Origin of the sequence: Bacillus sp. Je.9.29.b (genome assembly GCF_051129925.1) — a bacterium.
In the GTDB taxonomy this organism is placed as follows: Bacteria; Bacillota; Bacilli; order Bacillales; family Bacillaceae; genus Bacillus; species Bacillus safensis.
In genome coordinates, this window is the sequence record NZ_JBCPSO010000004.1 from 153,131 (window position 1) to 177,917 (window position 24,787).

The window sequence follows — 24,787 nt, forward strand, 5'->3', positions numbered from 1 at the left end:
TGTTCATAATAGGAGAAGAGTTTGAGGAAAGGATGGAGACAAATGGACGAAAAGAATGAACAGCAGCCTGAGCGAAAGCCAGAAGAAAAAGACAGCATTATGAGCAAAATACAGCAGCTTGGTGAAACAGCCGTTCCGCAGCTGCCGCAAGATACAAATATCCATTGCCTCACCATTATTGGACAAATTGAAGGCCATATGCAGCTTCCACCGCAAAATAAAACAACCAAATACGAACATGTTATTCCACAAATTGTAGCCGTTGAACAAAACCCTAAAATAGAAGGTCTTTTGATCATCTTAAATACAGTAGGAGGAGATGTTGAAGCGGGACTTGCGATTGCAGAAATGCTTGCTTCTTTATCAAAGCCAACTGTCTCGATTGTGCTTGGCGGCGGCCACTCGATAGGTGTCCCGATTGCTGTATCGTGTGACTATTCGTATATTGCAGAAACAGCTACGATGACCATTCATCCTGTGCGATTAACAGGTCTTGTGATTGGCGTTCCGCAAACCTTTGAATACTTAGATAAAATGCAGGAAAGAGTCATTAACTTTGTCACAAGCCACTCCAACATTACAGAAGAGAAGTTTAAAGAGCTCATGTTCTCAAAAGGCAATTTGACAAGAGACATCGGAACAAATGTCGTTGGTCATGAGGCAGCAGAATACGGACTCATGAATGAAGTGGGCGGTGTAGGACAAGCGATTAAAAAGTTGAATGAACTTATCGGAGACAGGGCATCTCAAAACGAGGGGCTGATCCAATGATTTTATATACGCCTATGCCATATGAAGCCATTTACGCTGAGGAACAGGGAGAACGCAAGCTCCAGCAGGTAAACATTCAGGGTGTGCCAGTGATGGTAGAAATGAAAGAAGATGAAGCAGAAATCGTTCAAGTCATGAGTACCAATCCAATGGATTTTCTCAATCAAGAGCTTGCACCAGGCAAGCGATTGAAGTTACATTTAGGCACCAATCAAACCGACTCATATGAATGATTCTATGCTATAATAAAGGGAAAACTTACAACAAGATGCAGCCAAAACCAGGCTGCTTTCTTTCTGATCTTTCGGTAGGTTATATTTTCTTTCGTAGTAAGGTGATGAGTATGGCTAAAAAGAGAAAACGGAAAACGAGAAAAAAACAAAATAAACAGCTAAAACTGAAATATGAATTAAATGGGTTAGTCTGTATTGCCATAGCGATCATTGCCATTTTACAGCTGGGCGTTGTTGGACAAACCTTTGTACATCTATTCCGATTCTTTGCAGGTGAATGGTTCATTCTCTGCCTTATCGGATTATTTCTTTTTGGTGTGACGATTTTCTGGAAAAAACAAATCCCAGATATTTTAACAAGAAGAAAAGCAGGTCTCTACTGCATCATTGCGAGTATCTTGCTTTTGTCACATGTGAAGCTCTTTCAGCATCTTTCATCTGCTGGCGTCATTGGCTCTCAAAGTGTGATTAGAAATACATTTGAGCTTTTCTTGATGGATATGAAAGGTGAAACAGGATCGCCTGATTTAGGGGGCGGCATGATCGGTGCCGTATTGTTTGCTGCTTCTTATTTCTTATTTGCGCAAGCAGGTTCGCAAATCATGGCGATTGTTCTGATGCTGATTGGAATTGTCCTGATTACAAACCGATCCCTTCAGGAAATGGTGAAAAAAGTGACGATTCCTCTATCACAATTTATGGTGAAGCAGTGGAAAGCGTTTGTTGAAGATATGAAAGGGATCAGGCAGGCGAAAAAGAGCGCGTCCTCTCAGAAAACAGGTGAAAAGAAAAAACGTTCACGCATCCAAGAAGAAGAAGACGATGATGATCTGATCTTGATCGAAGAGGAAACCCCGTCTTCTGATAATAGCCAGCCGATTATTTCAAGCTTTGCAGACAGAGATGACATTCTCACCCCGACGGTTCAAAAAAAGCAGGCGGCAAAAGAGACAGCGCCTCTTCAGGACTCTGTGCAAAGTGCACCAGTTCAATCAGATACAGCCGATGAACCAAAAGAGGCACCGCCGATGACATTTACAGAACTTGAAAACAAAGATTACGAATTGCCGTCACTTGATATTTTGGCAGAGCCCCAGCATTCAGGTCAGCAAACAGATAAGAAAAATATTTATGAAAATGCCAGAAAACTTGAAAAAACATTTCAAAGCTTTGGTGTGAAAGCAAAAGTCACACAGGTTCATTTAGGTCCAGCTGTGACCAAATATGAAGTATATCCAGATGTCGGCGTGAAGGTCAGTAAAATCGTCAATCTAAGTGATGATTTAGCCCTCGCCCTTGCAGCAAAGGACATACGAATTGAGGCGCCGATTCCTGGTAAATCAGCCATCGGCATCGAAGTTCCGAATGCAGAAATTGCTATGGTTTCACTAAAAGAGGTATTAGAATCGAAGCAAAATGACCGTCCAAATGCCAAGCTCCTCATTGGACTCGGCCGTAATATCTCGGGTGAAGCTGTGCTTGCTGAAATGAACAAAATGCCGCATTTGCTTGTAGCAGGTTCGACTGGAAGCGGAAAAAGTGTGTGTATCAATGGTATTATCACAAGCATTCTCATGAGAGCGAAGCCTCATGAAGTGAAAATGATGATGATTGATCCGAAAATGGTTGAATTAAATGTGTATAACGGTATTCCGCACCTTTTGGCTCCTGTCGTAACTGACCCTAAGAAAGCCTCGCAGGCACTAAAAAAAGTAGTCAGCGAAATGGAACGCCGATATGAATTGTTTTCGCATACGGGGACAAGAAATATTGAAGGATACAATGATTACATTAAACGTATGAATCAAACAGAAGATGCTAAACAGCCAGAGCTTCCTTATATTGTTGTCATTGTAGACGAGCTTGCAGATTTAATGATGGTCGCTTCCTCTGATGTGGAAGATTCCATTACAAGACTTTCTCAAATGGCACGTGCTGCGGGAATTCATTTGATTATCGCCACACAAAGACCTTCTGTCGATGTCATTACAGGTGTCATTAAGGCCAACATCCCGTCCCGCATTGCCTTTAGCGTATCCTCTCAAACAGATTCAAGGACGATCCTTGATATGGGAGGCGCAGAAAAGCTGCTGGGCAGAGGGGACATGCTGTTTTTACCTGTTGGTGCAAACAAGCCGGTTCGTGTGCAAGGCGCCTTTTTATCAGATGAAGAAGTGGAACATGTTGTTGATCACGTGATTACACAGCAAAAAGCACAATACCAAGAGGAAATGATTCCGAGCGAAGAAACGCAGGATCAGCTTGCGGCTGTGGAAGATGATCTGTATGATGAAGCAGTTGAATTGATCATCGGCATGCAGACGGCTTCTGTTTCTATGCTGCAAAGAAGATTTCGCATCGGTTATACCCGGGCGGCACGTCTCATTGACGCAATGGAAGAGCGAGGCGTGGTAGGCCCATATGAAGGAAGTAAACCGAGAGAAGTTCTTCTCTCAAAAGAACAATATGACGAGCTCTCTTCATAAATTGAAGAGAGCTTTCCTGAAAAATAGTAAACGATAGTATGATTATGTCAACTGGATGTCAGACTATTTATTTATTTGCAAAAACATGATATAGTTATGTTCAACTTATCTCGGAATAGAGATTTCTCATCTTATCATTTGCATTGATTAGACGGAGGGAAAACATGTCGACCAAAACAGACAATCGCCATTTATATTTGAAAGTGATTGACCGTATTAAAGAAGATATTCAAACAGGTGTATATGCCGAAAAAGAAAAGCTGCCTTCTGAGTTTGAGCTCTCAAAACTTTTAGGTGTGAGCAGAGCGACACTGCGTGAGGCCCTTCGTATATTAGAAGAAGAGAAGTATTTAATTAGAAGGCATGGGGTAGGGACTTTCGTCAATTCAAGACCACTTTTTTCGACAGGCATAGAACAGCTGACAAGTGTCACGAAAATGATTGAGCAGGTCAATATGACGCCTGGCACCATCTTTTTATCCTCGCAAGAAGGGGAGCCAACAGAGAATGATGTCATTCGTTTTCAGTGTGATAAATCTGATGGGATTTTTTCAATGGAACGTGTTCGAACGGCAGATGGGCAGCCAGTTGTTTATTGTTTAGATAAAATTCCGGTCAAACATCTTCCCGCTTCTTTTACACATGAAGAAGAGTCTCTTTTTGAGCTGTTTGGAAGAGAACCGCACAGCGGGATTAAATATGCAGTTGCTGACATTGAACCAATTGGCTACCACGATCAGGTCTCACCGATTCTAGATTGTGACCCTGAAACGGCGTTATTATTACTGAAACAAATGCACTATGATCAGGATGATCAGCCGGTCTTATACTCCCTCAATTATTTTCGAGCGGATAAATTCAGCTTTCATGTCATACGCAAACGATTTTAATAAGCAGTCGCTTCCATAGGCGGCTGCTTTTTGTTTGCCCATACATAATACTCGTTAAACTTGCCACACTAATACGTAACAGTATATAGAATTGGGTGAATGATGTTGGGCGAGAAAACAGTCAGTAAAAAGAATATCATTGCATTATCATCAGTCCCTCTAATCATGACACTAGGGAACTCGATGTTAATACCAGTATTGCCAGAGATAGAAAAGAAACTCTCGATTACTTCCTTTCAAGTCTCTCTCATTATTACGGTATATTCGGTTGTAGCCATCTTATGTATTCCAATCGCCGGTTACTTATCAGACCGGATTGGGCGGAAAAAGGTACTGCTGCCGTGTCTTTTAATCGCCGGACTTGGAGGAGCTGTGGCAGCAGTCGCCTCAACGATCATGAAAGAACCTTATATGTGGATTCTGTTTGGAAGGGTCCTTCAAGGGATTGGTTCAGCTGGAGCCGCACCTGTCGTTATGCCGTTTATTGGAGATTTGTTTCATGATGATGAAGAGGTCAGTGCAGGACTTGGCGCCATTGAAACCTCTAATACAGCAGGTAAGGTACTAAGCCCTATTATTGGGGCACTTCTTGCTTCATGGTTTTGGTTTGTGCCGTTTTGGTTCATCCCGTTCTTTTCGATCATTAGCTTTCTCATGGTACTGTTCATGGTAGAGTCGTCGAAAAAAGAGGAGGACCCGCCTACATTTAAAGAATTTTTAAAATCAACAAAGACCATTTTTAAGCATGAGGGACGCTGGCTTTATGCCATTTTTGCTATTGGCGGTTTTATTATGTTTCTTCTTTTTGGTGTGCTTTTTTACCTATCCGATAACCTAGAGGCGGCTTATCAAATAAAGGGCGTCAAAAAAGGGCTCCTGCTGAGTATTCCGCTCCTTTTTCTATCAATCAGTTCCTACATTGCTGGAAAAACGATTGGAAAAGAAAAAGGAAAAATGAGAATCTTTTTAATTGTAGGGATGGCTTTGTTATCACTTTCTTATATTTTTTTATGGTGGAATCACAGCTTTTACGTATTGTTTATCTGTTTAAGCATTGGCGGAGTGGGCATCGGTATTGTGCTGCCTGCACTTGATGCGCTGATTACAGAAGGAATTGAAAAAGAGCAGTGCGGTACCATTACGTCATTTTATAGCAGTATGCGTTTTATAGGTGTTGCTTTAGGACCTCCGATTTTTGCCTATCTAATGGATAAAGGGGACTCCATTGTTTTTATTCTCTCGACCATTTGCAGTCTCATCTCTCTATTTTTGGTCCTCTTTTTCATCCAGCCAGATGAAGAGGATGAGACTGAACAATTAAAAACGGTTTAAATATAGAAAAAAGATGGTATTTTGCCATCTTTTTTCTTTTTTATAAATTGACATGTAAAATTTTGATAGTTAAACTAATGTATAGTAATATCTTTTAAATTATCCCAAATTGGAGGTGTTCAAAAACATTCATTTTCTGTCTTTCTTTAGGCAGAAATTGAGCTCGCAGTGCTGATGATGGAGATATGCTTCTTCAACACGAAAGGACAATTGAATAGGTCATCCTGCCATTTGAAGGAGACGCAGTCAGCACTTCAGACACGCTCAAATACAGCAAATTGATTGAAGAACTAGAAGGAGCTTGAAGCAGCTATGTTGCAAATAATTAAAGCAAGATGGATTGTATTAGTGGTGTGGATGATAACAGCTGTGATTCTGTTTATTACTGCGCCCGATTTAGAGGAATTAACAAGAGAAAAAGGGCAATTAAAGGTTCCGGAGGGGACACCAACAGCTGAGGCACTTCACCTATTGGATAAGCTGTCAGATAAGAACGGGAAAAAAGATACAGGTGTGCTTGTATTCTCCGAACAACATCTGTTCCCTGCGAAAGAGCAGGAATTAAAAAAGGCTTTAGCTGCACTCATGTCAAATGCCCCAGAACTCCACATTGACGGAATTACTTCGTATTTTCATGTAGATCCGGACATTCAAAAACAACTTTTATCAAAGGATAAAAGTACACTTCTTGTTCCATTCAAATTCGACCACTACGAAACAAAAGCTGTGAAGATTAAAGAACAAATTGAGGAAGTTTTAAAGCCCTATCATGTCTCATATGAAATAACGGGTCAAAAGTTTGTGGATTCAGATGTCATTCAAAGCTCTCAACAAGGTCTGAAGAAAACTGAACTTATCACGATGATTTTTATTTTCTTTATTTTAATCATAGTTTTCAGATCGATATTGGCACCTGTTGTTCCGCTCATTACGATAGGCATTTCTTACGCTGTCAGCCGGTGTATTGTGGCTTTTCTCGTAGAATATACACAATTTCCTCTATCTAATTTTACTCAGATTTTTATGGTAGCCATTATGTTCGGTATCGGAACGGATTATTGCATCCTGCTGTTAAGCCGTTTTAAAGAGGAGATCGGTCAAGGCCGTGATGTCAAAGAGTCGATTATCGTCACATATCGATGTGCAGGGAAAACGGTATTTTTCAGCGGCTTAGCCGTGTTAGTCGGCTTCTCAAGTATTGGCTTTGCTAAATTCCAATTGTATCAATCAGCCGTTAGTGTTGCCGTTGGAGTAGGCATTCTGCTGATTGCCCTTGTCACCATCGTTCCCTTTTTTATGTCTGTTTTCGGAAAATCTCTATTCTGGCCATCTAAAAGAGAAAACATTCGGCACCCGCAAAGTAAAATGTGGGAATGGGCTGGGCGTTTTTCATTTAAAAGACCGCTCATCAGCTTAGGGTTAGTCGCTCTTATTACGGTGCCTCCTATTCTTATGTACGACGGCACCCTGTCTTATAACAGTTTAAATGAAATTGGGAATAAGTATGAGTCGGTGTCTGCATTTAATACGATATCAGAGCAATTTGGTTTTGGTGAAGCGCTGCCGCTGAATGTGCTTGTCGAAAATGATGATAAGCTGGATAATCAAGAAAAGATTGTCATGATTGAAAAACTGACTCGTAAATTAAATGACATTGACGAAGTCAAAACAGTCCGCAGTGTCACGCGTCCTGTTGGGGACGGGCTGAGCCAGCTTTATGTCACCTCTCAAGCCAAAGAGCTTGGAGGAGAACTCGGCAAAGGCCATGAAGGAATCGGGAAAATTTCAGATGGCTTGACCGAAACAAATCTCGCCCTTCTCAAACAAAAACCAAAAATTGAAGAATCCGCTCAAGGCATTGACCAGCTGATTGATGGAACAAAAGCAATCAAAAGCGGTATCGGAGAAGTGAGGGAATCCCTAATCTCTTTAGAAGATGGGGTGAGACGCAGTAAGGAAGGCGTCGGCACCATTCGAAGTAAAATCAAAAAAGCGAAAAAAGAATTAGAGCAAGAATATCGCAGCAGCGAAACGATGATTCAAGAGCTAGAGCGAGTGGTGAATACACTTGAACGCCATGCGAAATCGAATCAGCAGCTGATGACAACCATTAAGAAAGTAAAGGCATCCTATGAAAATCTATCATTTGAAGCACTAGAAAATCGTCTTCCAGAAGTAAAAGACATGGATGAATATAAAGAAATCAAGAAGGTATTCAAAGAAACAAAAGGAATGCTTGATCAAGCAGGGGATCAAATGAGTGTATATGAAGAGGAAGCCGCTCACTTTAAGCAAAAGATCAAGCAGGCAGATCAAGTGATTCAAACCTTATCAAGCAAGCAGAAAGAAGTAAAACGCCAAGTGCAAGCGCTCATGGATGGGCTTGATCAAATTTATGACGGCCTTGATCAAACAAATGAGGGCCAAAAACAATTGATTAAAGAAATGCCTAAAATCGAAGATGGTGCAGATCAGCTGACAGACGGCCAAAAAGCCATCAAAAAAGGATTTAGCCAGCTTTCATCGAAACTTACGTTATTAACAGATGGATTAGATGAAAGTATTGAAGGGCTTGAGCAGGTCAAAAGCGGCTTCACCGAGGCTGACGGCTACTTAAAGCAGCTTCAGCAAGCGCCAGATGAAGAAGTAACGGGCTGGTTTATTCCAGAAGAAGTGCTGAAACGCCAAGAATTTAAGCAAATCTTTCATACGTATATGTCTCCAGATCGGAAATTAACGACTTTTGAAGTCATCTTAAATGTGAATCCATACAGCAATGAAGCGATGAAAGGTGTCGCGAAAATTGAGGAAACCCTTGATCAATATTTACCTGTAAGTGGACTCAAAAATGCCAAATACGGTGTATCTGGTATCTCAAGCTTAAATGTGGACTTAAAAGAAACGTCTGACGGTGACTTTATTCGAACTGTTATCTTCATGTTAATTGGTATTTTTATTATTTTAATTATTTTATTACGGTCAATCGTCATGCCGATATACTTAACACTTTCACTGATTTTAACGTATTTTACATCAATCGGGTTAACAGAATGGATCTTTAAAACATTTTTTGGCTACGATGGTGTCAGCTGGGCTGTTCCATTTTTCAGCTTTGTCATTCTTGTGACGCTCGGCATCGATTATTCTATCTTCCTCATGGATCGTTTTAATGAATGGAAGGGAGAGCATGTACAAGCATCGATGATATCAGCGATGAGAAATATGGGTTCTGTTATTATTTCTGCAGTGGCCATTTTAGCAGGTACGTTCGCTGCTATGCTGCCATCAGGAGTATTATCGCTTGTTGAAATTGCAACAGTCGTACTCATTGGACTTTTATTATATGCTTTTGTTGTATTGCCCCTCTTTATTCCGGTCATGGTTCGTATTTTTGGTAAATGGAATTGGTGGCCGTTTAGAATGAAATAACGACTGGCGTCTCTGCTATGAGCAGAGGCGTTTTTATTTCCTATCCTTTCCTCTGATTGATATAATGTCTATTAAATGGCTGTTTCACGTATATATCAGCTATGTTCTAATACATAATAAATAGGATGAACAAAGGAGGTTTCTCATGACGTACTTACAAGAGAAGACACTGGACACACCGGGTCTTCATACTCATATTGTCAAAACAGAAAAATTTAAAACCGTGACAATCCTTTTTAAAATGCTTGCACCGCTATCCAAAGATGACGTCACCATGCGTTCTCTTTTCCCGCATGTGCTGTTAAGAGGAACAGAAAAGATGCCGAAAACAGGAGCACTGCGTGCCTATTTTGATGAGCTCTATGGAGCAACCGTTTCGGCAGACATGGCGAAAAAAGGTGAGAATCATATCATTACCTTTCGCCTAGAAATGGCGAATGAAAAATATTTAAAGGATCAAACCCCTTTACTAGAAAAAGGGATTGCCTTACTATCTGACCTATTATTCCACCCGTATGTTGAAGAAGGGGTGTTTAGTCAATTATATGTAGATCAAGAAAAACGCACATTAAAACAGCGAATTCAGGCAGTTTATGATGACAAAATGCGTTATTCGAACTTAAGACTCGTGCAGGAAATGTGTAAAGGTGAACCATATGCACTGCACGTCAATGGTGAAATGGAAGACATTGACGCAATTACAGCTCACTCGCTCTTTGAAGCTTATGAGCATGCGCTTCAATCAAACCAGCTTGATCTTTATGTTGTCGGAGATGTTGACGAACAAGACATTAGCCGTATGGTTTCCCAATACTTTAAAACAAGTGAAAGAGAACCAGTCAAAAAGCAGACTAAATCAGCAAGAGCTCAAAATGAACCAAAAGAAGTCATTGATGAAGAGGACGTAAAACAAGGCAAGCTGAATATCGGCTTTCGCACACATACAACGATTGCAGATAAAGATTATCCGGCACTGCATTTGTTTAATGGCATATTCGGCGGTTTCTCGCATTCTAAGCTATTCATTAATGTTCGGGAAAAGGCAAGTCTTGCTTACTACGCTGTGTCTAGACTTGAGAGCTTTAAAGGCTTGATGATGGTCATGTCAGGAATTGAAGTCGGCAACTACCAGCAGGCAGTGGACATCATCAAAGAACAATTTGAAGCGATGCAAAAAGGTGATTTTTCAGATGAAGCAATGGATCAAACAAAAGCAGTCGTCAAAAACCAGCTACTTGAAACGATCGATACGTCATATGGAACAGCAGAATATTTGTATCAGCATGCCGTTGTGCCAACTGGGGAAACCCTTGATTCCTTTTTAGAAGCATTAGACCGAGTGACAAAAGAGGACATCATCAAAGTGGGTCAGAAAATCGAATGGGATACGACCTATTTTCTTAAAGGAACGGAGGGTGCTTCATGACAGTGAAAACAATTCAATTCGATCAGCTGCAAGAAACGGTCTATCACGAAAAAATGGAAAGCGGACTTGACGTCTATGTGCTGCCAAAGCAAGGGTTTAACAAAACCTATGCGACCTTTACAACAAAATATGGCTCTGTCGATAACGAATTTGTGCCGCTTGGAAAAGAAGACATGATTCGAGTGCCTGACGGAATTGCCCATTTCTTAGAGCATAAGCTGTTTGAAAAAGAAGATGGAGACGTGTTTCATACATTTAGTAAACAGGGAGCATCCGCAAACGCTTTTACAACGTTTACGAGAACGGCTTATTTATTCTCAAGCACCTCAAATGTCGAACAAAACCTTGAGACACTCATTGATTTTGTTCAAGAGCCTTATTTTACTGAAAAAACAGTCGAAAAAGAAAAGGGCATCATTGGTCAAGAAATTAACATGTATGATGACAATCCGGACTGGCGTTTATTCTTTGGTCTGATTGAAAATTTATATCAAGAGCATCCTGTGAGAATAGATATTGCTGGAACAGTAGAGAGCATTGCCCCTATTACAAAAGATCATTTGTATGAATGTTATGAAACGTTCTATCATCCGAGCAATATGCTTCTATTCGTCGTCGGGCCTGTTGATCCGAAGCAAATTTTAGATCAAGTCAGAGCGAATCAGGCGAAAAAGCCATTTACAGACCAGCCAGAGATCAAAAGAAAAGACATCAATGAGCCTGAAGGTGTGTACCGGAAAGAATACGAACTTCCAATGAACGTACAAGGCTCTAAATGTATGTTCGGTTTGAAAACAAAGAATCCGCATAAAAAAGGAAATCAGCTGCTAAAGCATGAGCTTGGGATGAACCTCATTTTAGAGACGCTGTTTGGCAAAAGCTCCTTACAATATGAACAGATGTATGAAAAAGGCTTAATTGATGAAACATTCAGCTACGATTATACAGAAGAGGGCGGCTTTGGCTTCACTTCAGTTGGTGGGGATACAAATGATCCTGATCAACTTGCAAAGGTATTAAAAGAAACCCTTCTTCAAGCAAAAAGCCTCATGACAGAAGAGAAAATTGAACTCGCGCGCAAGAAAAAAATCGGCAGCTTTTTAAAAGCCATGAATTCTCCAGAATATATTGCGAACCAATTTACTCGATATGCATTCTTAGACATGAGCTTATTTGATGTCGTCACAATGCTGGAACAAATTCAATTAGCTGATATTCAGCAAATTTTAGATGAAGAAATTGATGAAGAACGGATGTCTGTTTTCAAAGTCGTCCCAAAAACAAAATAAATTTAAAAAGACAAACTCATATCGGCAGAGTTTGTCTTTTTTATGTTCATTGAAAAAGCCGTTTTATTTGTAAGGATATTCATTGACAATTGTTTTGGACATTAGTTAAACTCTTTAATAGTTAAACACTTAAACTAAAAAGGAGCAGCGTATGGAACAAAATAAAATTGCCCAGCTCATCCAGAGGTATGCAGATGTCTATCTCTGGATGGAGAAAAAAGTCTCGAGTATGATCACCGAAAAGCTTGATAAAGAGCTGACGCTTGATCAATATTACTCGCTTCGATACATCAATTTACATCCAGGGTGTACATCTACGGACCTTGCTAATGTATGTAATGTAAACAAAAGTGCTGTAACATCCATGACTAATCGTCTTTTTACGAAAAACTATATTTTTCGTGAACATGATCAAGCTGACAGAAGGAATGTTCACCTGTACGTCACGCCAGAGGGCAAAGAAGTGGTCAGCCGAATGGAAAAGCAGCTTCAAGACCTAGTTCGATCTTATTTTGAAAAGCTTGAAGAAAAAGAAATGGAATCATTTATTCAAACATATGAAAAGATCTATCAAGTGATCATCGAAGAGGAGGCACAAAGTACTAATGAGAGCAATCATAAAGGGTAGATGGCTGATCACGATCTTGTGGATCGTATTAGCGGCAGTGTTACTCATCACCGCTCCTAATATGGCGCAATTAACAAAAGAAAAGGGGCAAATTTCTGTACCAGACGGCTATCCGTCCTCATATGCCAATCAGTTATTAAAGAAAATGTCTGAAAACGGCGATACAGAAAAATCAATCGTCATTGTCTTTCAAGAAAAGAACATTGTGAAAGAAAGAGAAACATCTTTAAAAAAGGCAATGAATATTTTAGAAAAAGATCAAGATCTCCACATAGAGGACATCACTTCTTACTTTGAAGCCAATAAAGATATCAAAAAACAAATGCTCTCTAAAGATCAAACGACACTCCTTGTTCCAGTTACATATGACTCAAACAAAATCAAAGCGTCCGATTTTAAAGAAAGAGTCAATGAAAAGCTGAAAAGCTTAAACCTGAAATTTGAAATGACAGGGCAGCCGTTAATTGATGATGATGTTATCACAAGTTCGCAGGAAGGCCTGAAGAAAACAGAATTCATTACGATTGGGTTTATTCTCGTTGTCCTTATTCTTGTTTTTAGGTCAGCTGTGGCGCCTTTCGTTCCGTTAGTCGCAGTGGCACTGTCTTACTTGGTGAGTCAATCAATCGTGGCTTATTTAGTGAAATATGTAGACTTTCCGCTCTCGACCTTTACTCAGATCTTTATGGTCGCGATCATGTTTGGAATTGGAACGGACTACTGCATACTGCTTCTCAGCCGCTTTAAGGAAGAGATCGCACACGGTAAAGATAAAATTGAAGCGATTCTGATTACGTATAAAACAGCAGGAAAGACCGTCTTATTCAGCGGAATTGCAGTGCTGATCGGCTTTACATGTATTGGTCTGGCACAATTCCAGCTTTATAAATCAGCTGTTGCAGTAGCAGTTGGGGTTGCTGTGCTCATTGTAGCTCTTCTCACGATTGTGCCGTTCTTTATGGCAGTTTTAGGAAAGGTGTTATTTTGGCCGATTAAAGGTGATATTGCCCATCCGCAGTCAAAAATGTGGGAAACAGCAGGCCGTTTTTCATTTAAGAAACCGCTTTTCAGCTTATTAATTGTAGGAATCATTACGCTTCCGCCAATTCTCATGTATAAAGGAACTCTTTCTTATAACAGCTTAGATGAAATTGGTAATAAATACGAATCGGTTAACGCATTCAATACCATTTCTGATAAGTTTGGACCGGGTGAAGCACTTCCGGCAACAGTGGTCGTGAAATCATCTGACCTTTTAGACAACAATGAAGGGCTGATTGCCATCGAAAAACTCAGCCGTGCAATTGAACAAACAGATGGGGTCAGTAAAGTGAGAAGTGCCACACGTCCTGTCGGTAAAGGGCTGAGTGATCTGTACGTGAAATCACAAGCCAAAGAACTGAACACAGGACTTGATAAAAGCAATGAGGGCTTGAAAAACATCCAAGATGCACTGACGACAATGAGTCAATCCATTGAGGATCAAACACCGCAAATCAAATCATCAGGAAAAGGCATTAACAAATTGATATCTGGTACAGAATCTGTGCAAACAGGGATTCAAAATGTTGAAAAATCCTTAAGAAAATTGCAAAACGGCATCGACCAAAATAAAAAAGGTGTAGCAGCCATTAAAGATGAAATCAAAGGTGCAAAAAAGGAATTAATGGCTCAAGTCGCACAAGTGAATCAGCAAGTTTCACTATATAAAAGCATTTCCAAAGAATTAAAGGCAGCATTAGCGCAAGTGGATACGTCATCCTCTGCCGCAGCAGATGTAAAAGCGTTAATCAAACAAGCAAATACACAATTTAGTACCCTTGAAAAGCAAATCCCGCAGGTAAAAGAAAATCAATCGTATCAAGCCATTAAAGCTTCGTACAATGAACTTTCTGCGACCTTACAAGAAGGGGCGAAACAGGCAGACAGCTATGCCAAACAAGCGAAAGAAGCTAGAAAGCAGCTTGAAGCAGCTGATGCCTTTATCGCAAAAGCTTCTGAGCAGCAAAAAGTCTTGACGAATCAAATCGATGAACTCATTGCTGGCTTAGATGCAGTTGAAAATGGACTGGATCGAACGTCTAAAGGTCAAGGACAATTAGCCGACAATATGCCAAAGCTTGCAAATGGAGCGGGCGACATCATGAATGGCCAAAAGCAAATGAAAGAAAAGATTGGCGGCTTTGGGGATAACCTGACCAAGCTGACAGATGGCCTGAACAAAAGTGTAAATGGACTGGAGAAAATTTCGAGCGGCTTAATGGGTGCAGGCGACTACTTAGACGAACTGAAAAATGCACCAGATCAAGACATGGCCGGCTGGTTTATTCCAAAAGACGTCTTGAAAAATAAAGCATTCAAGCAAGTATTTGATTCGTACATGTCAGATGATCGCAAGATGACAAAGATTGATGTCATTTTAGAGAAAAATCCATATGGAAATGACGCCTTGTCGACGATTAAACAAGTGGAAGCTTCTGTCGAGCGGGCACTTCCTGAAACAAACCTAAAAGATGCTTCATTTGGCGTCTCAGGTGTCTCAAGTATGAATGCTGATCTGAAACAACTGTCAGACCAAGATTTCAATAAGACAGTGCTTTATATGATGATTGGTATTTTCCTTATTTTGGTGATCTTGTTCCGTTCGCTTGTCATGCCGCTTTACTTGGTAGGTTCACTCATATTGACTTACTTTACAGCAATCGGTGTAACAGAATTTATTTTCACCCATTTCTTCGGATATCCAGGCATTAACTGGGCTGTACCATTCTTTGGATTTGTCATATTAATGGCGCTCGGAGTCGATTATTCGATTTTCTTAATGGAGCGGTTCAATGAATACAAAACAAAAGACATCCAGTTTGCCATGACTGAATCGATGAAAAATATGGGGTCTGTCATTATGTCTGCTGCTGTTATTTTGGCAGGAACATTTGCCGCCATGCTTCCATCAGGTGTGCTGTCTCTCTTGCAGATTGCAACACTTGTCCTTACAGGACTTTTACTGTACGCACTCGTTGTGCTACCATTGTTCGTACCTGTGATGGTGAAATTGTTCGGATCAGCCAACTGGTTCCCATTTAAACGAAAAGAATAGGTATTCTATATAGAAAGAAGGAATCAATGTGATGAGTCGTTGGGCGCTGATAACAGGTGCCAGTGGCGGGATTGGGCAGGCAGCAGCGAAAAAGCTTGCCCAAGAAGGCTGCCATGTGATGCTCCATTATCATAAAAATGAACAGGCAGCTATGCGCCTCGCCGCTCATTTGGATGAGGCATATTCCATTCAAACGCACGTTGTTCAAGCAGATTTATCTAAAACGGGCGGAGCAGATGAGCTTGTCAGCCGTCTGCCGCTCTGTCCAGATATTCTTGTTTTAAATAGCGGCAGAAGCCATGTCGGATTGGTGACAGACACAGAAAAAGACGTATTAGCCAGTATGGTGCAGCTTCATGTCACAAGTCCATATGAGCTTACCCAATCCCTTTTACCCGCCATGATTCGAAAGAAAGCAGGCCATATCATTGCGGTCAGCTCGATATGGGGAGAAACGGGAGCATCGTGTGAAGTGCTGTACAGCATGGTCAAAGGTGCGCAAAATGCGTTTATCAAAGGATTAGCAAAAGAGCTTGCTCCAAGTGGAATTAGAGCAAATGCTGTCTCGCCAGGTGCTGTCAAAACAGACATGATGAATCGTTTTACGCAGGAAGACATCACAATGCTGGAAGAAGAAATTCCGCTTGGCCGGCTTGCATCCCCTGAGGAAGTTGCAGATGTCATTTGGTTTCTCGCCTCAAAACAGTCAAGTTATATCACAGGTCAAATTTTATCTGTCAATGGCGGCTGGTACTGTTAAAAAACGTGTATAATTCGTCTCTCCATGACAAAAGCTATGGCTGTAATTCATCTTTTCGAATGGAGGAATAGACATGTCTGTACTTGAGAACTGGGACCATTGGAAAAACTTTTTAGGTGATCGCTTAAATCATGCGCAGGATAAAGGTTTAGAAGATGAGACCATCAATAACCTTGCGTATGAAATTGGCGGATATCTAGCTAACGAAGTTGACGCAAAGAACGAGCAGGAAAGAGTACTTGCTGACCTTTGGAGCGTTGCATCAGAAGATGAGCAGCGTGCCATTGCAAATATGATGGTCAAGCTAGTTGAAAATAATAGCTCGCACTAAACAAAAAGAGAGGTCGATTGTGCCTCTCTTTTTATTTTAACCGTTTGACAACATTGTGCTTTCTAAAAATGTGAAAATGCTTTATGATAAAGGAAGGTAAAAATTTGCCACAATGAAGGGGGTAATATCATTTGGCAAAGCTCGAATGGTATTTTGAATATGAGATACAGGTAAACCGTCCCGGACTTTTAGGAGACATTTCTTCTCTAATGGGGATGCTTTCAATTAATATTGTGACAATCAATGGTGTTGATGTATCAAGACGCGGAATGCTTTTACGCTGTGACCACACAGATCAAATAAAGCGGCTTGAATCAATTTTAAATACAATGGAAACGATAAAAGTAACGAAATTAAGACAGCCGAAGCTGCGTGACCGCTTAGCTGTTCGTCATGGAAGATACATACAGCGTGATGCCGATGACAAAAAGACGTTCCGTTTTGAAAGAGACGAGCTCGGTCTTCTTGTTGATTTTATGGCTGAACTCTTTAAAAAAGAAGGACATAAATTGATTGGGATTCGCGGAATGCCGCGTGTCGGAAAAACAGAATCAATTGTGGCTTCAAGTGTTTGTGCCAGCAAGAGATGGCTGTTTGTATCATCAACTCTTTTGAAACAGACGATCCGAAGTCAGCTGATCGCAGATGAATACAGCCCAGATAACGTCTTTATTATTGATGGGATTGTGTCGACAAGAAGAGGTTCTGAGAAGCATTTGCAGCTTTTAAGGGAAATTATGAGACTGCCGGCAACGAAGGTGGTCGAGCATCCAGACATCTTTATTCAAAATTCAGAATATACAATGGATGATTTCGACTATATCATTGAATTGCGGAATAGCGCAGACGAAGAGATTACATATGAACACGCTGAAGAACCACAAGTGTTTGATCATTCTGGTTTTTCTGGCTTCGATTTTTAATATGGTAATGGTAGGTGTTTGTTTTGACTGAATTGGGAAAACGGCTCGTTGAGGCCAGAGAGGAAAAAGGGATGTCGCTGGAGGATCTGATGGCGGTGACCAAGATCCAAAAGCGCTATTTGCTAGCAATCGAACAAGGAAACTATGATATTATTCCAGGTAAATTTTACGTCAGAGCGTTTATTAAACAATATGCCGAAGCCGTTGGACTGAATCCTGAACAATTGTTCGAAGAATTTCGTAAAGATGTTCCAAGCACGTATAACGATGAAGTATCTGATAAATTATCGAATATTAAGCCGCAAAGAGAGCTGCCAAAGCCTGCCTCGAAAGTGCTTGAACTATTGCCGACAATTTTAATTATTGGAGGCATCATTGTGGTCATCGCCATCATTTATGTGATCGTGCAGGCGGTCAATCATGATAGCGGACAGAAGAATAATCAGGCGGCCCCTCAGCAATCAGAATCTAAATATGAAGTATCTAAGGATTCATCTCTTGCAAAAGATCAAAAGAAAAAAGAAAAAGCTTCGTCAGATGATAAAGAAAAATCATCTAAAAAAGATGATTCATCAAAAGACGATGAAACTGTATCATTAAAGGCGACGAATACAGAAGGCTCGACAACAACGTATGAAGTATCAGGTGCAGACGAAATGGAGTTAAAAATTTCTGCCTCGCAAGCTTCATGGTTGCGTGTAAGAGACGAATCTGGAAAAGTGTTGAAGATGGGCGAACTAAAAGATGGCGAATCGTTTAAAACAGACCTGTCTGATCTTTCTCAGGTCGATATCCGTCTAGGCAATGCGTCTGGAATTGATATCAAGGTAAATGACGAGACACTTAAGTACGAATTAGACCCTAAGAACACCATGACACAAAACATTGTGATTGTGAATAAAGGAAAGGAAAAGTCATCTTAAGCAAGTAGATGACTTTTCTTTTGTTCCTACTATTATATACATAAAAAAATTGCATTATTGGAGGATTGGATTTCATGTTTAACTTACCGAATAAAATAACCCTTTCTAGGATCGCCTTGATCCCTGTTTTTATGATTATTATGCTTGCACCGCTAGATTGGGGTGTTGCGCGCTTTGGCGACGTCAGCATCGAAGTGACGCACCTTGTTGGAGCGATCCTGTTTATTGTCGCTTCAACAACTGACTGGATTGATGGATACTACGCACGTAAGCTTAATTTAGTGACGAACTTTGGTAAATTTTTAGATCCGCTTGCAGATAAATTGCTTGTTTCAGCTGCTTTAATTATACTTGTTCAATACAACCTCACACCGGCATGGATGGCGATTGTGATCATCAGCCGTGAATTTGCTGTAACTGGTCTAAGGCTTGTATTAGCCGGAGGCGGTGAAGTAGTGGCAGCGAATATGCTTGGAAAGGTGAAGACATGGGCGCAGATCATTGCGATTTCAGCACTTTTACTGCATAACCTGCCGTTTGAACTTGTATCATTCCCGTTTGGTGATCTGGCGATGTGGGTAGCGGTGTTCTTCACTGTTGTCTCAGGCTGGGATTACTTTGCAAAAAACTGGGAAACTTTAAAGAATTCTAACTAAAAAGGACGTGTACGCTTTGAAGTCAGAGAGAAAAGCAGAAATTATTGCAGTCGGTTCCGAACTATTGCTAGGGCAAATTACGAATACGAATGCACAATTCATCAGCAAACAACTAGCTGAAATTGGTGTGAATGTTTATTACCACACAGCAGTTGGTGACAATCCAGAGCGTTTAAAACAGGCCATTCAGGTGGCGCAGGAAAGATCTAATTTTATTATCTTCTCGGGTGGTCTTGGACCAACCAAAGATGACTTAACAAAAGAAACCATTGCGAGCACGCTTGGGAAAGAGCTTGTACTAAATGAAGAAGCATTTGAATCGATTCAAGACTACTTTCGAAAGACCGGCCGCGTTATGTCACCGAACAACCGTAAGCAGGCACTCGTTCTAGAAGGATCTGATGTGCTCGTGAACCGTTTCGGGATGGCCCCGGGTATGTTTATTCAAGAAGACGATACGTTTTATATGCTTCTTCCTGGACCGCCAAGTGAATTGCACCCGATGTTTGAAAACGAGGCAAAGCCGCTGATTTCTGAGAAGCTTGGCTTAAAGGAAAAGATCGTGTCTGTTGTTCTGCGCTTCTTCGGAATCGGTGAATCGCAGCTTGAAACAGACCTAGAAGATTTAATTGATGCTCAAACCAACCCGACGATTGCACCACTCGCATCTGACGGTGAAGTGACGCTAAGGCTGACTGCTAAGCATGAGGATGAAAAAGAAACAGAGCGTCTGTTAAAAGAAACAGAAGCGCAAATTTTAGCGCGGGTAGGAGAGTACTTCTACGGATATGGTGATACATCACTTGTCCGCGAAGCGTCCAAAGCCTTGCACGAGCACGGGAAAACAGTAGCAGCAGCAGAAAGCCTGACTGGCGGAATGTTCTCCGAATGGCTGACAGATCTCGAAGGAGCATCATCCATTTTGAACGGAAGTGTGGTTTGTTATACAAACCAAGTCAAGCAGCAGGTACTTGGCTGCCGGGAAGAAACACTGTCTTCTCATGGTGCTGTCAGCAAAGAGTGTGCTTTAGAGCTTGCTGAAGGGGTTAGAAAGCTGACCGGAAGTGATATTGGCATTAGCTTTACGGGTGTAGCAGGACCTGATACCCAAGAGGGTCAGCCTGTTGGAAAAGTGTTCATTGGACTATCTACGAAAGACCAGACGGACGTGTTTGAATGGATGTTTACAGGTAGCCGGTCGGGCATTCGAAAGCGCGCTGTGAAATATGGTCTGCATCACTTACTCAACTTATTAAAAGAGAGTTAATTTTGTTTTTTGTTAGGTTTACTCCTTTATAAAAGAGCGTTTTTTCTAATAGAAAACACTCTTTTCTTAAAAAATCTGCCGAGAAAAAAATCGAATATGTGTTCGTTTTTTTCTTGGCAAATGACGTAAAACAAGGTATAGTATAGATAGTGGAATTGATAAAGGAGGAAACAATAGAATGAGTGATCGTCAAGCAGCCTTAGATATGGCTCTTAAACAAATAGAAAAACAGTTTGGTAAAGGCTCTATTATGAAACTAGGAGAGCAAACAGATACACGTATTTCAACAGTACCTAGTGGTTCGTTAGCACTTGATACTGCGCTTGGAATAGGCGGATATCCCCGCGGCCGTATTATCGAAGTATATGGTCCAGAGAGTTCTGGTAAAACGACAGTAGCCCTTCATGCCATTGCTGAAGTTCAGCAGCAGGGAGGACAAGCTGCATTTATTGATGCAGAGCATGCACTCGATCCAGTTTACGCTCAAAAACTAGGTGTCAACATTGATGAATTGTTACTTTCTCAGCCGGATACAGGAGAGCAAGCACTTGAAATTGCAGAAGCTCTTGTCCGCAGCGGGGCAGTTGATATTGTTGTTATTGACTCTGTAGCTGCTCTTGTACCAAAAGCAGAGATTGAAGGAGATATGGGTGATTCACACGTTGGTCTTCAAGCACGTTTGATGTCCCAAGCACTTCGTAAACTATCAGGTGCTATCAATAAATCAAAAACAATTGCCATCTTTATTAACCAAATTCGTGAAAAAGTTGGGGTCATGTTCGGTAACCCTGAAACAACGCCAGGTGGACGTGCGCTGAAGTTCTATTCGTCTGTTCGTTTAGAAGTGCGCCGTGCTGAACAGCTGAAACAAGGCAATGACATTATGGGGAATAAAACGAGAATTAAAGTGGTCAAAAACAAAGTAGCACCGCCATTCCGTATTGCCGAAGTAGACATTATGTACGGTGAAGGGATCTCAAAAGAGGGAGAAATCATCGACCTTGGAAGCGAGCTAGATATCGTACAAAAGAGCGGTGCTTGGTATTCTTACCAAGAGGAACGTCTTGGACAAGGCCGTGAAAATGCGAAACAGTTCCTAAAAGAAAATAAAGATATCATGCTGATGATCCAGGAGCAAATTCGCGAACATTACGGCTTGGATACTAACGGAGTAACGCAGCAGGAATCTGAAGAGGCGCTAGAACAATTAGAATTAGAATAAAAATAAAATTAGTATGAAATGATAAAAAAGGCTGGGTGAAAAAACTCAGCCTTTTTTATTTTGCAAAAAACTTTCGACAACTTTTTCAGTACTTCATCCGTCTAAAGTGTACAAAATGGAATTTATTTTGGGAGGAAAAAATAATGACAAGCCCGACCCGCAGAAGAACTGCCAAACGCAGAGGGAGAAAACCAAGTCAGAGGGGAAAACTTGTGCTTGTTTTTTTAGCCGCGATGATTTGCTTAACGATGTGGAATGTGCTTCATCGAACTAGTGAAGAGAACAACCCGTTTCAAAAAACTGCAGTAGCTTTAGAAAATAGCCAGAAAAAAGAAGTTAAAAGGAAAACCGCCAAAATATCAGAGAAACAAATCAAAACAGTGGACCGCAATCACAAAATCAGCAGTTATTTAAATGAGATCGGTTTCAGCGGAACAGCCATGATTGTTAGAAATGGAGAAATTGTAACAAATAAAGGTTTTGGTTATGCAGACCGTAAACGAAAAATTCAAAATAATCCATTAACATCTTTTTATGTCGGTTCGTCACAAAAAGCGCTGATTGCAACCGCTATTTTGCAGCTTGAGGAAAAGGGGAAACTTCAGACAAGTGCTCCGGTAAGCACGTATTTACCTCATTTCCCTAACGGACAAACGATTACTTTGAAAAATCTGCTGACACATACATCGGGAATAAACGGACATATTGAAGGAAATGGCGCAATTACTCCGGACGAATTAATAAAAGACATAGAACGTCAGGGAATTCATCGGCAGCCGGGCATATGGGGCTACAAGGATTCCAACTATTCTGTTCTTGCTTATATTGTGGCTGAAGTAAGCGGTGAGTCCTATGAACAATATATAACGAATCATATTTTTAAACCGGCGGGAATGACGCATGCAGGCTTTTACAAAACATATGAAAAAGAACCTTATCCTGCTGTCGGGTATAAGCTGAAAGGCAGCAAAGCGGTTACACCGTATATGCCCGATCTATCTCAGCTTTACGGTGCTGGAGATATTTATATGAGTGCTATAGATATGTACAAATTTGACCAAGCCCTGATAGACGGCAAACTGTATTCACAGAAGAGCTATAAAAAGATGTTTACGCCAGGAAGCAGCTCCACATACGGAATGGGATTTTATGTTGCTCCCGGTAGCTATTCAAACCATGGTGTCATGCCGGGCTTCAACATTTTGAACAGCTTTAGCAAATCTGGGCAAACCATCGTTGTTTTGTTCTCAAATATACAAAATAACACTAAACTGGGCCAAGTGAACAATAAAGTATATCAGCTGCTGAATCAAGAATAATTCTGATCTGCTTTTGCAAACGCTAAGATAGCTAGCTTGACAAGTATTTCCGACACAATTACAATGGGAATGTATCACTTGTTTTTCTTAACATGATTGATAACTAATTTAAACTTGACAAGGGCAGTGAGGATCTCATTCCCTGTGAAGGCCCTGTATGTTGAGACACAAAACAATGTACATGCCGACACTTTATTTGTAAAACCAAGTTCATAGCAAGAGGAGGTGAAAATATGTCGCCTACGATGTTTACGATCATCTCCATTTTGCTGAGCCTAATCTGTTTAGTTGTTGGCTACTTTGTTCGTAAAACCATTGCAGAAGCAAAAATATCCGGCGCAAGAAACATGGCCGAACAAATTGTTGAGGATGCAAAGCGTGATGCGGAAGCATTGAAGAAAGAAGCGCTCTTGGAAGCGAAAGATGAAATTCATTCGTTTCGTGTAGAGGCGGAGCAAGAAGTTCGTGAAAGACGAAATGAGCTTCAAAGACAAGAAAACCGTTTACTTCAAAAAGAGGAAAATCTTGATCGCAAAGACGAATCTTTAGATAAACGGGAGTCCCTGTTGGAGAAGAGAGATCATTCTCTGAATGAACGACAACAACATATTGAAGAGATGGAAAGCAAAGTGGATGATATGATTCGTTTGCAGAAAGCCGAGTTGGAACGTATTTCAAGTCTAACTCGAGATGAAGCGAAACAAATCATTCTGGATCAAGTTGAAAATGAGCTTTCCCACGACATTGCAGTCATGACGAAAGAATCTGAAAACCGAGCGAAAGAAGAGGCTGACAAAAAGGCGAAAAATATTCTTTCACTTGCGTTACAGCGTTGTGCAGCTGATCATGTGGCTGAAACAACGGTATCTGTAGTCAATCTTCCAAATGATGAGATGAAAGGTCGTATTATCGGACGTGAAGGACGAAATATCCGTACGTTAGAAACGTTAACAGGTATTGACTTGATCATAGATGATACACCTGAAGCTGTTATACTATCGGGCTTTGATCCGATTAGACGTGAAACAGCGAGGATAGCTCTGGACAAGCTAGTCCAGGATGGCCGCATTCATCCTGCACGAATTGAAGAAATGGTGGAAAAATCACGCCGTGAAGTCGATGATTATATCCGCGAGATGGGTGAGCAAACGACATTCGAAGTCGGAGTTCACGGTCTGCATCCGGATCTGATCAAAATTCTCGGACGCTTAAAATTCCGTACAAGTTATGGACAAAATGTCCTGAAGCATTCAATTGAGGTTGCACATCTTGCAGGTCTCATGGCTTCAGAGCTTGGAGAAGATGCAAAGCTTGCAAAACGAGCAGGTCTTCTGCATGACATTGGAAAAGCCATTGATCACGAAGTAGAAGGAAGCCACGTAGAAATTGGCGTTGAGCTTGCGACGAAATATAAAGAGCATCCTGTTGTCATCAACAGTATTGCCTCTCACCACGGTGACCAAGAACCGACATCTATTATCGCTGTTCTTGTTGCGGCAGCTGATGCATTATCTGCAGCACGCCCTGGTGCAAGAAGTGAGACGCTTGAAAATTACATTCGGAGACTTGAAAAATTAGAAGATATCTCTGAATCTTATGAAGGTGTTGAAAAATCGTTTGCGATACAGGCTGGACGTGAAGTACGTATTATGGTGAAGCCAGATTCAATTAATGATCTTGAAGCTCACCGTCTAGCAAGGGATATTCGTAAGCGAATTGAGGACGAGCTCGATTACCCTGGTCACATTAAAGTGACAGTCATTCGAGAAACTCGCGCAGTAGAGTATGCAAAATAGAGCGGTGCG

The 24,787-nt window shown here is 41.0% G+C and carries 19 protein-coding genes; all 19 read left to right on the top strand.

Annotated elements, in window-relative coordinates:
* Positions 1-42: 42 nt before the first annotated feature.
* The 19 genes from AAZR19_RS09650 (at position 43) to rny (ending at position 24,778) form a co-directional block, all read left to right on the top strand.
* On the top strand, positions 43-771 hold the full coding sequence (locus tag AAZR19_RS09650; protein WP_024424124.1) for a ClpP family protease: 729 nt from the start codon (positions 43-45) through the stop codon (positions 769-771).
* The gene (locus tag AAZR19_RS09655; RefSeq protein ID WP_008344712.1) at positions 768-1,004 is read left to right on the top strand and encodes a YlzJ-like family protein; all 237 of its coding nucleotides are present in this window, start codon (positions 768-770) and stop codon (positions 1,002-1,004) included. The genes AAZR19_RS09650 and AAZR19_RS09655 overlap by 4 nt, the downstream gene beginning before the upstream one ends.
* Before the next feature lie 110 nt (positions 1,005-1,114).
* A complete protein-coding gene (locus tag AAZR19_RS09660; RefSeq protein ID WP_056766489.1) occupies positions 1,115-3,490 on the top strand; it encodes an FtsK/SpoIIIE family DNA translocase in 2,376 nt (791 codons plus the stop codon).
* A 164-nt stretch (positions 3,491-3,654) separates the two neighbouring features.
* The gene (locus AAZR19_RS09665) at positions 3,655-4,380 is read left to right on the top strand and encodes a GntR family transcriptional regulator (protein WP_024424122.1); all 726 of its coding nucleotides are present in this window, start codon (positions 3,655-3,657) and stop codon (positions 4,378-4,380) included.
* Between the two features lie 102 nt (positions 4,381-4,482).
* Entirely contained in the window at positions 4,483-5,712 is a 1,230-nt protein-coding gene (locus AAZR19_RS09670; RefSeq protein ID WP_224426564.1) for an MFS transporter, read from the top strand.
* 312 nt (positions 5,713-6,024) lie between these two features.
* Positions 6,025-9,141 (top strand): MMPL family transporter, encoded by a 3,117-nt coding sequence (locus AAZR19_RS09675; RefSeq protein ID WP_349905054.1) that lies wholly within the window; start codon positions 6,025-6,027, stop codon positions 9,139-9,141.
* A gap of 145 nt (positions 9,142-9,286) precedes the next feature.
* Positions 9,287-10,567, top strand: a complete 1,281-nt coding sequence (gene yfmF, locus AAZR19_RS09680; protein ID WP_056766495.1) for an EF-P 5-aminopentanol modification-associated protein YfmF — start codon at positions 9,287-9,289, stop codon at positions 10,565-10,567.
* Positions 10,564-11,856, top strand: coding sequence for an EF-P 5-aminopentanol modification-associated protein YfmH (gene yfmH, locus AAZR19_RS09685; protein WP_025092606.1), 1,293 nt, complete (start codon positions 10,564-10,566; stop codon positions 11,854-11,856). The genes yfmF and yfmH overlap by 4 nt, the downstream gene beginning before the upstream one ends.
* A gap of 151 nt (positions 11,857-12,007) precedes the next feature.
* Entirely contained in the window at positions 12,008-12,484 is a 477-nt protein-coding gene (locus AAZR19_RS09690; RefSeq protein WP_041109112.1) for a MarR family winged helix-turn-helix transcriptional regulator, read from the top strand.
* A complete protein-coding gene (locus tag AAZR19_RS09695) occupies positions 12,462-15,581 on the top strand; it encodes an MMPL family transporter (RefSeq protein ID WP_056766497.1) in 3,120 nt (1,039 codons plus the stop codon). Before AAZR19_RS09690 ends, AAZR19_RS09695 begins: the two co-directional genes overlap by 23 nt.
* Positions 15,582-15,612: 31 nt before the next feature.
* Positions 15,613-16,341: an elongation factor P 5-aminopentanone reductase gene (ymfI, locus tag AAZR19_RS09700; RefSeq protein ID WP_056766499.1), complete on the top strand. Its 729-nt coding sequence runs from the start codon at positions 15,613-15,615 to the stop codon at positions 16,339-16,341.
* A 73-nt stretch (positions 16,342-16,414) separates the two neighbouring features.
* On the top strand, positions 16,415-16,672 hold the full coding sequence (locus tag AAZR19_RS09705) for a DUF3243 domain-containing protein (protein ID WP_056766502.1): 258 nt from the start codon (positions 16,415-16,417) through the stop codon (positions 16,670-16,672).
* Between the two features lie 131 nt (positions 16,673-16,803).
* Positions 16,804-17,595 (top strand): DUF3388 domain-containing protein, encoded by a 792-nt coding sequence (locus tag AAZR19_RS09710; protein ID WP_003211480.1) that lies wholly within the window; start codon positions 16,804-16,806, stop codon positions 17,593-17,595.
* A gap of 23 nt (positions 17,596-17,618) precedes the next feature.
* Positions 17,619-18,518, top strand: a complete 900-nt coding sequence (locus AAZR19_RS09715; RefSeq protein WP_056766505.1) for a helix-turn-helix domain-containing protein — start codon at positions 17,619-17,621, stop codon at positions 18,516-18,518.
* A 74-nt stretch (positions 18,519-18,592) separates the two neighbouring features.
* Positions 18,593-19,174 carry a CDP-diacylglycerol--glycerol-3-phosphate 3-phosphatidyltransferase gene (pgsA, locus tag AAZR19_RS09720; RefSeq protein ID WP_076839598.1) on the top strand — a complete coding sequence of 194 codons (582 nt, stop codon included), beginning with the start codon at positions 18,593-18,595 and terminating at the stop codon, positions 19,172-19,174.
* 16 nt (positions 19,175-19,190) lie between these two features.
* On the top strand, positions 19,191-20,441 hold the full coding sequence (locus AAZR19_RS09725; RefSeq protein WP_056766509.1) for a competence/damage-inducible protein A: 1,251 nt from the start codon (positions 19,191-19,193) through the stop codon (positions 20,439-20,441).
* 178 nt (positions 20,442-20,619) lie between these two features.
* Complete coding sequence (gene recA / locus AAZR19_RS09730) at positions 20,620-21,663, top strand: recombinase RecA (protein WP_039178719.1); 1,044 nt, start codon at positions 20,620-20,622, stop codon at positions 21,661-21,663.
* Positions 21,664-21,806: 143 nt separating this feature from the next.
* Entirely contained in the window at positions 21,807-22,982 is a 1,176-nt protein-coding gene (locus AAZR19_RS09735; RefSeq protein ID WP_056766511.1) for a serine hydrolase domain-containing protein, read from the top strand.
* Positions 22,983-23,215: 233 nt separating this feature from the next.
* The gene (rny, locus tag AAZR19_RS09740) at positions 23,216-24,778 is read left to right on the top strand and encodes a ribonuclease Y (RefSeq protein WP_003211958.1); all 1,563 of its coding nucleotides are present in this window, start codon (positions 23,216-23,218) and stop codon (positions 24,776-24,778) included.
* The last annotated feature ends 9 nt before the right edge of the window (positions 24,779-24,787 follow it).